We start from the raw sequence: 12,281 nt of genomic DNA, 5'->3' as shown, positions 1-12,281 counted from the left end.
ATGGAAAATATCTTGATAGCCTTTTTAGTTGTTGTAATTTTAGCTTTTATATGGTATGTGTTTAAAAGCCAAAAAGAAAAAGCAAAATTGGAGTTTTTAAACCAAAGCAATATAGCCTTACAAAATCAACTTGCTAATTTAGAGCTTGAAAAAACTACACTTATGGAAAAAAATTCCAAACTTTTAGATGAAAAAATATTATATTTATCTAAAAATGAGGCATTAGAAGCAAAATTAGCTCAAAAAGAACAAACTCAGCAAGAACTTTTAAATATACATTTAAAAGAGCGTGCGAATTTAAAAGAAGAATACACTCAAACCTTAATAAAACTAGAAGAAAAATATAAGCAAGGTTTAGCAGAATTAAAACAAGAATTAGAACAAAATTTACAAAAACAAAATGCTAATATTTTAAGCCAAAACAAACTTATGCTCAATGAAGATACAAAAAAAATCTTAGAAGAAATTTTCTTGCCTGTGAAAAAAAGTGTTAAAGAATACAGTGAAAAACTTAGCCAAAATGAAGTTAGCATTAAAACACAAATCGATCATATGTTTAAATTTAGTCAAAATATAACAGAAAACGCAGATAAGCTAGCTAAAATTTTAAAGGGTGATAAAAAAATTCGTGGTAATTTTGCAGAATTGCAACTAAAATCAGTTTTAGAAAATAGTGGCTTAGTAGAGGGTGTGCAGTATAAATTGCAAGAGAGATTTCAAGATGAGGGTAAAACCTATATTCCTGATGCGGTTGTGTTTTTAGATAAACAAAAAAGTATAATCATAGATGCAAAATTTTCTTTGCCAAGTGATTTTGCTTTTGAAGATGTTAATAAAAACACCTGTCTTGGTTTAGCTTATAATCTAAAATCAAGAATTGATGAGTTAGCCAAAAAGCCTTATATGCAGTATGATAAACACACTTATGAGTTTGTTTTGCTTTTTATACCTTATCAAAATATCTTAGATTTGATTTTAAATGTAGATCTTGAAATTTATCAATATGCTTATAAAAAAAAGGTTTATTTAACTACACCAAATACTCTTTTTATGGCGTTAAATACTATAAATATTTCATGGAAAAATATACAAAGTAATGAAAATATCCTAAAAGCTTTTGATGAGCTTGGTAAATTTCATGATAAATTTGCAGGTGTTTTAGATGATTTTGAAAAAATCAAAGAAAACATCAAAAGATTAAACACAAATGTAGATAATATGCAAACAAAGCTTACTCATGGAAGTGGAAATATCGCTTCAAGAGTGATAAAGCTTAAAGAGCTAGGCGCTAAAACCCAAAAGCTTATAAAATGTGAGATGAGCGATGAAAGCAGTATTTAAAGATAATGTTTCTTATGAAAAAGAGCTTGTTGAAAAAGGCTTGGATGAGTTTTTAATGATGGAAAATGCAGGTATAGAGCTTGCAAATTTGATTAAGAAAAAAAGTAAAAACATAAAAAATGCGAAAATTTTATTCTTACTTGGTACTGGTGGAAATGGAGCTGATGGACTTGTGGCTATAAGGCATTTAAAAAAAGCTTTTGCTTATGTTATGCCATATAAAAAAAGTACAATGTTTATCAAGCAAGAGCAAATTTTAAAAAATATAGGTTTTAATTTTTTAAAAAAAGAACCTAAATTTAAAGATTTTGACATCATAGTTGATTGTGTTTTTGGAAGTGGTTTAAATAAAGCTTTAGATGAAAATTTACAAAGAATTTTTAAAAAAATTGCTAAAAGTAAGGCTTTAAAAATAGCTTGTGATATTCCTAGCGGGCTTGGACAAGAGTTATGTTTTAAGGCTGATTACACTCTTTGCATGGGGGTAATTAAAGAAATTTTATTAGAAGATTTTGCAAAAGAATTTGTAGGTAAAATTAAAATTGCGAATTTGGGTTTAAAACCTTATATGCAAAATACTTCGAGCTTTTTACTAGAAAAAAAAGATTTAAAACTCATTACAAAAAAGGCTAACTCAAATAAAGGTGATTTTGGCCATGTTTATATTTTTGCAAATAAAAGCGCGGGTACTTTAGCTGGACTTGGTGCTTTAGAGTTTGGAGCAGGGCTTATATCTTTAGTAGCTAAAGAAAGCTTTTCGCCTTTGATTATGCTAAAAGATGATATTGAAGATAAAATAAATGCAGCTGCTATAGGCATGGGACTTGATGATTTAAGTATTTTAAAAGATGAAAGATTAAAAAACATTCCTTTAGTTTTAGATGCAAATTGTTTTCAAAGTGAAAATTTACTTTCATATCTTAATAGAGAAGATGTTGTTTTAACCCCTCATCCTAAAGAGTTTTCTATGCTTTTAAAACTTTGTTTTAATGAGGATATAAGCGTAGAAAAAATTCAAAACAAACGCTTTTTTTATGCAAGAAAATTTAGTTTTAAATTCCAATGTGTTTTGGTATTAAAAGGGGCTAATCCCATCATCGCTCAAAAGGAAAAACTTTTTGTAATAAATTGTGGCAATGAAGCTTTAGCAAAAGGTGGAAGTGGGGATGTGCTAAGTGGTATGATAGCAGCTTTACTTGGAGCTAAATTTAATGCTTTAGAAGCTGCTAAAAATGCAGTATTAGCCCATGCTTTGGTGGCTAAAAATTATAAGAAAAATAAAATCAGCTTTGACGCTTTAAAATTAATAAAGGGGTTAAAATGCTTATAAAATTAGCAGTTTTATTTAGTGGTAATGGAAGTAATTTAGAAAATATTTTAGAAAAATTACATAAAAAAACTTTTGGTAAAAATACCTTTGAAGTGGTTTTGTGTGTGTGCAATAAAAAAGAAGCTTATGGTACACAAAGAGCTTTAAAATATGGTCTTGATACCAAAATCATAGAGCATGAAAAATTTACTTCAAGAGAAGAATTTGATGCAGAATTAGTAAAAATTATAAAAGAAAGTCAAGCAGATTTGACTATCTTGGCAGGATTTATGCGAATTTTAAGTCCTGTTTTCACTCAAAATATAAAAGCTATTAATCTTCATCCTTCTTTGCTTCCTTTATTCAAAGGTGCTCATGCTATCAAAGAAAGCTATGAAAGTGATATGAAAGTAGCAGGCATTAGTGTGCATTGGGTTAATGAAGAGCTTGATGGTGGTAAAATCATTGCTCAAAAAGCCTTTGAAAAAGCCAAATTAAACTTTGAAGAATTTGAAGCAAAAATTCACGAGCTTGAATATACACTTTTACCTGAAACTATTGTAAAAATTTTTGAAAATGATTAATTTTTCATCAGTATAATTACGCTTTTGTTTAAGGAAAGTAAATGTTTGAATGGATTTTTAGTGTAGATGCTTGGGTGGTATTGCTTACTCTTACAGCTTTGGAGATTGTACTAGGGATTGATAATATCATTTTTCTAGCGATTTTAGTTTCTAAATTACCGCCAGAGCATAGAGACAAGGGTAGGGTTTTAGGTCTTGCTTTTGCGATGATTACTAGAATTTTATTATTATTGTCTTTATTTTGGGTGATGAAGCTTGTTACGCCTTTGTTTAGTATATTAGGCAATGAAATTTCAGGCAGGGATTTGGTGCTTTTGCTTGGAGGATTATTTTTAATAGTTAAGTCTATTAAAGAAATTAAAGAAAGTATAACGCACCAAGAGGAAAGTCAAAGCAATATAAAAATTAGCAACAAACTTTGGGTTGTAGTAGCTGAAATAGCTGTTATAGACATAGTATTTTCTCTTGATAGTGTTATTACTGCTGTGGGTATTGCTCAAGATATAGAGATTATGATTATTGCTGTTATTGTTGCAGTTTTAGTTATGCTTTTTGCTTCTAAACCAATTGCAGATTTTGTAGAAAAATATCCAAGTATTAAAATCTTAGCTTTGGCATTTTTAGTAATGATAGGCTTTGTTTTAGTATGTGAAAGTTTTGATATTCATATAGATAAAGCATATATTTATACAGCTATGGCTTTTTCTTTGATAGTTGAAATTTTAAACATCATTTCACAAAAAAAACAAGCAAACAATTCTTAAAATATTTAGCATTTTTTATGCTAAATATTTTTTATCTTGACTTTTAATATTTTTTTATGTAAAATAACGCTTTATTTTTGTACATCGGGGTGTAGCGCAGTCTGGTTAGCGCACTTGGTTTGGGACCAAGGGGCCGAAGGTTCGAATCCTTTCACCCCGACCATTTTTATAAATGGTGAGTGTAGCTCAGTCGGTTAGAGCATCAGATTGTGGTCCTGAGGGTCGTGGGTTCGATTCCCATCACTCACCCCATCAGCGCTCGTAGCTCAACTGGATAGAGCGACAGACTTCGGATCTGTAGGTTATGGGTTCGATTCCTATCGAGCGCACCATAAGCCTATTGTTACTTTTATTTTTATGCGCTCATAGCTCAGCTGGATAGAGCAACGGCCTTCTAAGCCGTAGGTCAGAGGTTCGAATCCTCTTGAGCGTACCACTTTTGCGGATGTGGTGAAATTGGCAGACACGCCAGACTTAGGATCTGGTGCAGCAATGCGTGAAGGTTCAAGTCCTTTCATCCGCACCACTAATTTAAAATTCTTTTAAGTATTTAATTTCGCGATTCATCTTAATCGTATTTATAACAATAAGTTAAATTTATAATATTATAAGAAGATGTCATGATAAATACATATCAAGTTAAAATTATCGAAAATTTTTGCAAGGATAAATTTAAAAAAGATACAAGAACAAAAGATTTTTTTCATACCTTTTTGGCTCAAAATTTAGAAATTTATACCAATATAGAAGATCAAAAGCATGCTAAAGATACAATATTAATATATAAAATTTTTGATATATGTATTATATGTATAAAAGATGGAGTCTCGGTAAGTCAAGAGTATTGTCAATTTAAAAAAGGTGTGATAGATCATATAGTTGCATATACTGATGAAAATATGAATGATGGTAAAATATCGCAACTATTAAGAGGTAGTTCTACATTAAAAATAGATAAATCAAATTGTTATGATAATCCAGATATTAAAGTTGTGTTTTCAGAAAAAGGCTTTTTATTTCAGGCTAAATTTAATAATTGTGAAAGTAAATTTAACGATACAATGATTATGTTTGCGCTTTCTTTGGTTTATCGTGAAAAAATGGAGCATTATTTGAATTTAACTTCAAGCATTATAGATAAAGAAAATTATCATGATGTTATTGATATTAAAAAAGATTTTTATGTTTTTAATCTAAAGTATTTTTTTAGTAATCCAGTGCACTATAACTATCAACAAAAACATGCAATATGGAAAATTATATTTCAATATTATAATATTTTAGAGCAACATCAAGAACTTAAAATCCAGATAGAAAATCTTGTTGATATTTTATATATTGAACAAAATCAAGAAGAAGATAAAAAGGAAAAAATAAAAGAGAATAAAAGAAAAAAAATCGAAATGATTTTTTTAATTATCGGTGGTTTTGTTACTTTAGCTTCGTTAGTTAGTGCATACAAAGATGCTATGGAACTATTTGGTTAAAACCATATATTATTTTGGCAAAACAAGTGTTTTAACTTTATAGTTAAATATGTTTTATGCAAAAATTTAAAAGCCTTACTAAAAATTTTTTGGAGTTTTTTATCCTCTTACATCTCCTATTCTGTATTCCTTCCATTATTTCCTTTAAACAAATTCCCCACATGTCTAATCTATTTAATAAAACTTTAAGCTTTTATTGATATAATTTCATTTCCTTTTAAAATAAAAGGGTTTTAAAAAGCTAAGATTTTTTGTCTTAATTTTTTAGTGTTTGTTCTTTAAATTATTAATATTGTTAATCAAATCTTATAGTCAATCTTTGAAATCTAAATAAGTGATCGATTGAGCCAGAAAGATTTATTTTTAAATCTTAACAATCAACTTTTTCTTTGAAGAAAAAGATTAAACTTATCCAATTATTTTTATGGAGAGTTTGATCCTGGCTCAGAGTGAACGCTGGCGGCGTGCCTAATACATGCAAGTCGAACGATGAAGCTTTTAGCTTGCTAGAAGTGGATTAGTGGCGCACGGGTGAGTAAGGTATAGTTAATCTGCCCTACACAAGAGGACAACAGTTGGAAACGACTGCTAATACTCTATACTCCTGCTTAACACAAGTTGAGTAGGGAAAGTTTTTTCGGTGTAGGATGAGACTATATAGTATCAGCTAGTTGGTGAGGTAATGGCTCACCAAGGCTATGACGCTTAACTGGTCTGAGAGGATGATCAGTCACACTGGAACTGAGACACGGTCCAGACTCCTACGGGAGGCAGCAGTAGGGAATATTGCGCAATGGGGGAAACCCTGACGCAGCAACGCCGCGTGGAGGATGACACTTTTCGGAGCGTAAACTCCTTTTCTTAGGGAAGAATTCTGACGGTACCTAAGGAATAAGCACCGGCTAACTCCGTGCCAGCAGCCGCGGTAATACGGAGGGTGCAAGCGTTACTCGGAATCACTGGGCGTAAAGGGCGCGTAGGCGGATTATCAAGTCTCTTGTGAAATCCAACGGCTTAACCGTTGAACTGCTTGGGAAACTGGTAGTCTAGAGTGAGGGAGAGGCAGATGGAATTGGTGGTGTAGGGGTAAAATCCGTAGATATCACCAAGAATACCCATTGCGAAGGCGATCTGCTGGAACTTAACTGACGCTAAGGCGCGAAAGCGTGGGGAGCAAACAGGATTAGATACCCTGGTAGTCCACGCCCTAAACGATGTACACTAGTTGTTGGGGTGCTAGTCATCTCAGTAATGCAGCTAACGCATTAAGTGTACCGCCTGGGGAGTACGGTCGCAAGATTAAAACTCAAAGGAATAGACGGGGACCCGCACAAGCGGTGGAGCATGTGGTTTAATTCGAAGATACGCGAAGAACCTTACCTGGGCTTGATATCCTAAGAACCTTATAGAGATATGAGGGTGCTAGCTTGCTAGAACTTAGAGACAGGTGCTGCACGGCTGTCGTCAGCTCGTGTCGTGAGATGTTGGGTTAAGTCCCGCAACGAGCGCAACCCACGTATTTAGTTGCTAACAGTTAGGCTGAGCACTCTAAATAGACTGCCTTCGTAAGGAGGAGGAAGGTGTGGACGACGTCAAGTCATCATGGCCCTTATGCCCAGGGCGACACACGTGCTACAATGGCATATACAATGAGACGCAATACCGCGAGGTGGAGCAAATCTATAAAATATGTCCCAGTTCGGATTGTTCTCTGCAACTCGAGAGCATGAAGCCGGAATCGCTAGTAATCGTAGATCAGCCATGCTACGGTGAATACGTTCCCGGGTCTTGTACTCACCGCCCGTCACACCATGGGAGTTGATTTCACTCGAAGCCGGAATACTAAACTAGTTACCGTCCACAGTGGAATCAGCGACTGGGGTGAAGTCGTAACAAGGTAACCGTAGGAGAACCTGCGGTTGGATCACCTCCTTTCTAGAGTACAAACTGATAAGTCTCACAACTATCAGTTCATATATAGGCTCAATCATCCTTGTTTAGATTTCAAAGATTGATGAAAAGCTAATTTTGGGGAATTAGCTCAGCTGGGAGAGCGCCTGCTTTGCACGCAGGAGGTCAGCGGTTCGATCCCGCTATTCTCCACCATTTATTAAGGGCCTATAGCTCAGCTGGTTAGAGTGCACCCCTGATAAGGGTGAGGTCACAAGTTCAAGTCTTGTTAGGCCCACCATAAAAAAGATTTGTTTATCAATCATAAATTAAAGTTTTAAAACTTAAAGCAAGTATATAGTTAATAATATAGCAATAAGCAGAGTAAAATACTTTATTATTTATATTTTTAAATTATTTAAACTCTTTATATATACTTCCTTTAGGTTTTAAGACCTAAGCTAAATAAATAATAGAATATTTATATATTAGATTAGTTATTTAATGTTATTTGAATTATCATTGTTAAGAGTCACAAGCAAGTTTTAATAAAAACAATTTTACAGGACTTGTTAAAGGATAAAACCTAACTATCTTTTCTTTAGCTTTAGTTAAAGACAAGTTTTAAACTCACAGCTTAGTTAGACTAATTTGTTTAGTTTTATTAAGTGTTTAAAAGCTTTCCGTCTTAAGATAGTAAAGTCTTATCATAAAAACTTTAACAAGGAAGTGATGCGTTTTAGAATGAATTAAAAGGTAAGCTATTAAGAGCGAATGGTGGATGCCTTGGCTGGTAAAGGCGATGAAGGACGTACTAGACTGCGATAAGCTACGGGGAGCTGTCAAGAAGCTTTGATCCGTAGATTTCCGAATGGGGCAACCCAGTATATAGAGATATATACTACCATAATGGAGCGAACGTAGGGAATTGAAACATCTTAGTACCTACAGGAAAAGAAATCAATAGAGATTGCGTTAGTAGCGGCGAGCGAAAGCGCAAGAGGGCAAACCCAGTGCTTGCACTGGGGGTTGTAGGACTGCAATGTGCAATAGGTAAGGTTAGTAGAACACTCTGGAAAGTGTAGCCATAGAGGGTGATAGTCCCGTATACGAAAACCAAACCTTAGCTAGCAGTATCCTGAGTAGGGCGGGACACGAGGAATCCTGTCTGAAGCTGGGTCGACCACGATCCAACCCTAAATACTACTACCAGACCGATAGTGCACAAGTACCGTGAGGGAAAGGTGAAAAGAACTGAGGTGATCAGAGTGAAATAGAACCTGAAACCATTTGCTTACAATCATTCAGAGCACTATGTAGCAATACAGTGTGATGGACTGCCTTTTGCATAATGAGCCTGCGAGTTGTGGTGTCTGGCAAGGTTAAGCACACGCGAAGCCGTAGCGAAAGCGAGTCTGAATAGGGCGCTTAAGTCAGATGCTGCAGACCCGAAACGAAGTGATCTATCCATGAGCAAGTTGAAGCTAGTGTAAGAACTAGTGGAGGACTGAACCGATAGGCGTTGAAAAGCCCCCGGATGACTTGTGGATAGGGGTGAAAGGCCAATCAAACTTCGTGATAGCTGGTTCTCTCCGAAATATATTTAGGTATAGCGTTGTGTCGTAGTATAAGGGGGTAGAGCACTGAATGGGCTAGGGCATACACCAATGTACCAAACCCTATCAAACTCCGAATACCTTATATGTAATCACAGCAGTCAGGCGGCGAGTGATAAAATCCGTCGTCAAGAGGGAAACAACCCAGACTACCAGCTAAGGTCCCTAAATCTTACTTAAGTGGAAAACGATGTGAAGTTACTTAAACAACCAGGAGGTTGGCTTAGAAGCAGCCATCCTTTAAAGAAAGCGTAATAGCTCACTGGTCTAGTGATTTTGCGCGGAAAATATAACGGGGCTAAAGTAAGTACCGAAGCTGTAGACTTGATTTTATCAAGTGGTAGGAGAGCGTTCTATTTGCGCCGAAGGTATACCGGTAAGGAGTGCTGGAGCGAATAGAAGTGAGCATGCAGGCATGAGTAGCGATAATTAATGTGAGAATCATTAACGCCGTAAACCCAAGGTTTCCTACGCGATGCTCGTCATCGTAGGGTTAGTCGGGTCCTAAGTCGAGTCCGAAAGGGGTAGACGATGGCAAATTGGTTAATATTCCAATACCAACATTAGTGTGCGATGGAAGGACGCTTAGGGCTAAGCAAGCTAGCGGATGGAAGTGCTAGTCTAAGGTCGTAGGAGGTTATATAGGCAAATCCGTATAACAATACTCCGAGAACTGAAAGGCTCTTCAAAGTCTTCGGACAGCGAGGAGAATTGCTGATGCCGTCGAGCCAAGAAAAGTTTCTAAGTTTAGCTAATGTTGCCCGTACCGTAAACCGACACAGGTGGGTGGGATGAGTATTCTAAGGCGCGTGGAAGAACTCTCTTTAAGGAACTCTGCAAAATAGCACCGTATCTTCGGTATAAGGTGTGGTTCGCTTCGTATTAGGATTTACTCCGAAAGCGAAGAAACTTACAACAAAGAGTCCCTCCCGACTGTTTACCAAAAACACAGCACTCTGCTAACTCGTAAGAGGATGTATAGGGTGTGACGCCTGCCCGGTGCTCGAAGGTTAATTGATGGGGTTAGCATTAGCGAAGCTCTTGATCGAAGCCCGAGTAAACGGCGGCCGTAACTATAACGGTCCTAAGGTAGCGAAATTCCTTGTCGGTTAAATACCGACCTGCATGAATGGCGTAACGAGATGGGAGCTGTCTCAAAGAGGGATCCAGTGAAATTGTAGTGGAGGTGAAAATTCCTCCTACCCGCGGCAAGACGGAAAGACCCCGTGGACCTTTACTACAGCTTGACACTGCTATTTGGATAAGAATGTGCAGGATAGGTGGGAGGCTTTGAGTATATGACGCCAGTTGTATATGAGCCGTTGTTGAGATACCACTCTTTCTTATTTGGGTAGCTAACCAGCTTGAGTTATCCTCAAGTGGGACAATGTCTGGTGGGTAGTTTGACTGGGGCGGTCGCCTCCCAAATAATAACGGAGGCTTACAAAGGTTGGCTCAGAACGGTTGGAAATCGTTCGTAGAGTATAAAGGTATAAGCCAGCTTAACTGCAAGACATACAAGTCAAGCAGAGACGAAAGTCGGTCTTAGTGATCCGGTGGTTCTGTGTGGAAGGGCCATCGCTCAAAGGATAAAAGGTACCCCGGGGATAACAGGCTGATCTCCCCCAAGAGCTCACATCGACGGGGAGGTTTGGCACCTCGATGTCGGCTCATCGCATCCTGGGGCTGGAGCAGGTCCCAAGGGTATGGCTGTTCGCCATTTAAAGCGGTACGCGAGCTGGGTTCAGAACGTCGTGAGACAGTTCGGTCCCTATCTGCCGTGGGCGTAAGAAGATTGAAGAGATTTGACCCTAGTACGAGAGGACCGGGTTGAACAAACCACTGGTGTAGCTGTTGTTCTGCCAAGAGCATCGCAGCGTAGCTAAGTTTGGAACGGATAAACGCTGAAAGCATCTAAGCGTGAAGCCAACTCTAAGATGAATCTTCTCTAAGCTCTCTAGAAGACTACTAGTTTGATAGGCTGGGTGTGTAATGGATGAAAGTCCTTTAGCTGACCAGTACTAATAGAGCGTTTGGCTTATCTTATTTAAGCATCACTTCCTTGTTAAGGTTTTTAATAAAGCTTTAAATGTTTTTATATGAAAACTACATTTAGCTTATAAAATCTTACAAGTAAAGTTTATATTGGAACTTGCTCTTAACATTGTTTTTTAAGTATTTTTTATAAAAGCTTATCAAAAATGAAAGATAAGTAAAAGAAGAAAAAAAGCAAAAAATATAAAGGTAAAGTTTTATTTTAAACTAAATCTTCCGAAGAATATTTAAATAACAATGTCCGTGATTATACAGATGTGGAGACGCCTTGCTCCATCCCGAACCAAGAAGCTAAGCACATCGTGGGTGATGATACTACGCCTTACTGGCAGGGGGAAAGTAGCTCATTGCGGACTTGTTAATTCTTTTATTATTCTTACTTATTACTTAGTTAAATCCTTAATTGATTTATTATTTGTTTTTTCTTTAGAGATAGTTTTTATTTCTTTTATTTCTTTTATTTCTTTTATTTCTTTTATTTCTTTTATGGTGCGATCATGAATTATTTAGTGGTTTAGTTTTTACTGCTTGTGGTGGATTAGCTTGGTTAGCTTGTGAAAATTTCTAATTAGTTTGTGTTGATTAGGTAGGATGTTTATTGTTATTTTTTATTATTTTATAAAATTTAGTTTTATATGCTATTTGATTGTTTATTGGCTTAATCCTTAAATTGGTTTATTCTTTTACTTATTATTGATTTTTATTTTTAAATTTTTATTGTTTTTTTAATCTATTCTATTTTATGGTTTTTAGGTTTATTATTTTATTTTTTGTGATTTTTATTTAATTGTATTTCTTTGATTTTTTAATTTATTTTTATTCTTTATTTTTTTAATTTATTGCTATGATTTTTTTATTCTTATTTTTATTCTTTATGGTTGTTATTCTTGTTTTTAGTTGTTTGTGTTTTTAGTGATTTAGCTTTTGGTTTTATATTGTTTGGGGATTTAGTCGTTTTAGCTTTAAAATGTTTATAGCGAGTTTGATAAATTTGGTTTTTTAGTTTTTATTGCTTATGTTTTTGGTTTTTTATTAATCTGATAAATTGGGTTTTTATGTGTTTCTTGGTTGTTTGGTTAGCTTGATTGTTTTAGTTATTTTTTATGGCTTAGATTTGTGTTGTTAGTTATTGAATTGTTTTAATGGCTTATTTGATGGGTTGGGGTTGGTTGTTATTTTATTGTTAGTTATTACTTAGATTGTTATTTGTTTAGGTTGGAAAGATTGATATTTGA

Annotated in this window: 5 protein-coding genes, 7 tRNA genes and 3 rRNA genes; all 15 read left to right on the top strand. The window is 35.3% G+C overall.

The window, feature by feature from the left end; all coding sequences use genetic code 11:
• Positions 1-1,341, top strand: a complete 1,341-nt coding sequence (locus EL235_RS07315; protein ID WP_126341144.1) for a DNA recombination protein RmuC — start codon at positions 1-3, stop codon at positions 1,339-1,341.
• Positions 1,325-2,671 carry an NAD(P)H-hydrate dehydratase gene (locus tag EL235_RS07310; protein WP_126341143.1) on the top strand — a complete coding sequence of 449 codons (1,347 nt, stop codon included), beginning with the start codon at positions 1,325-1,327 and terminating at the stop codon, positions 2,669-2,671. Before EL235_RS07315 ends, EL235_RS07310 begins: the two co-directional genes overlap by 17 nt.
• Positions 2,662-3,234, top strand: coding sequence for a phosphoribosylglycinamide formyltransferase (gene purN / locus EL235_RS07305; protein ID WP_039627168.1), 573 nt, complete (start codon positions 2,662-2,664; stop codon positions 3,232-3,234). The genes EL235_RS07310 and purN overlap by 10 nt, the downstream gene beginning before the upstream one ends.
• Before the next feature lie 41 nt (positions 3,235-3,275).
• Complete coding sequence (locus EL235_RS07300) at positions 3,276-3,998, top strand: TerC family protein (protein WP_126341142.1); 723 nt, start codon at positions 3,276-3,278, stop codon at positions 3,996-3,998.
• A gap of 85 nt (positions 3,999-4,083) precedes the next feature.
• A tRNA-Pro gene (locus EL235_RS07295) sits at positions 4,084-4,161 on the top strand.
• A gap of 12 nt (positions 4,162-4,173) precedes the next feature.
• Positions 4,174-4,250: transfer RNA gene (locus tag EL235_RS07290), tRNA-His, on the top strand.
• Positions 4,251-4,253: 3 nt separating this feature from the next.
• Positions 4,254-4,330 (top strand) — tRNA-Arg (locus EL235_RS07285).
• A gap of 27 nt (positions 4,331-4,357) precedes the next feature.
• Positions 4,358-4,434 (top strand) — tRNA-Arg (locus tag EL235_RS07280).
• 5 nt (positions 4,435-4,439) lie between these two features.
• Positions 4,440-4,524 (top strand) — tRNA-Leu (locus EL235_RS07275).
• 94 nt (positions 4,525-4,618) lie between these two features.
• Positions 4,619-5,485 carry a hypothetical protein gene (locus EL235_RS07270; protein WP_114640699.1) on the top strand — a complete coding sequence of 289 codons (867 nt, stop codon included), beginning with the start codon at positions 4,619-4,621 and terminating at the stop codon, positions 5,483-5,485.
• A gap of 421 nt (positions 5,486-5,906) precedes the next feature.
• Positions 5,907-7,420 (top strand): 16S ribosomal RNA (locus tag EL235_RS07265).
• 95 nt (positions 7,421-7,515) lie between these two features.
• Positions 7,516-7,591, top strand: a tRNA-Ala gene (locus tag EL235_RS07260).
• A gap of 8 nt (positions 7,592-7,599) precedes the next feature.
• A tRNA-Ile gene (locus EL235_RS07255) sits at positions 7,600-7,676 on the top strand.
• Between the two features lie 453 nt (positions 7,677-8,129).
• Positions 8,130-11,037 (top strand): 23S ribosomal RNA (locus EL235_RS07250).
• A 248-nt stretch (positions 11,038-11,285) separates the two neighbouring features.
• A 5S ribosomal RNA gene (rrf, locus tag EL235_RS07245) occupies positions 11,286-11,402 on the top strand.
• The 16S, 23S and 5S rRNA genes sit together here with 2 tRNA genes alongside, the layout of an rRNA operon.
• Positions 11,403-12,281 lie beyond the last annotated feature (879 nt).

This window comes from Campylobacter lari, assembly GCF_900638335.1.
In the GTDB taxonomy this organism is placed as follows: Bacteria; Campylobacterota; Campylobacteria; order Campylobacterales; family Campylobacteraceae; genus Campylobacter_D; species Campylobacter_D lari_E.
The sequence above is the reverse complement of the archived record's forward strand: the minus strand, read 5'-3'. Positions and strand labels throughout refer to the sequence as shown.

What these genes read in the sequence shown, in the direction of transcription:
- EL235_RS07315 (WP_126341144.1), top strand. Translation starts at nt 1, where the DNA reads ATGGAAAATATCTTGATAGCCTTTTTAGTTGTTGTAATTTTAGCTTTT.
- EL235_RS07310 (WP_126341143.1), top strand. Translation starts at nt 1,325, where the DNA reads ATGAAAGCAGTATTTAAAGATAATGTTTCTTATGAAAAAGAGCTTGTT.
- purN (WP_039627168.1), top strand. Translation starts at nt 2,662, where the DNA reads ATGCTTATAAAATTAGCAGTTTTATTTAGTGGTAATGGAAGTAATTTA.
- EL235_RS07300 (WP_126341142.1), top strand. Translation starts at nt 3,276, where the DNA reads ATGTTTGAATGGATTTTTAGTGTAGATGCTTGGGTGGTATTGCTTACT.
- EL235_RS07270 (WP_114640699.1), top strand. Translation starts at nt 4,619, where the DNA reads ATGATAAATACATATCAAGTTAAAATTATCGAAAATTTTTGCAAGGAT.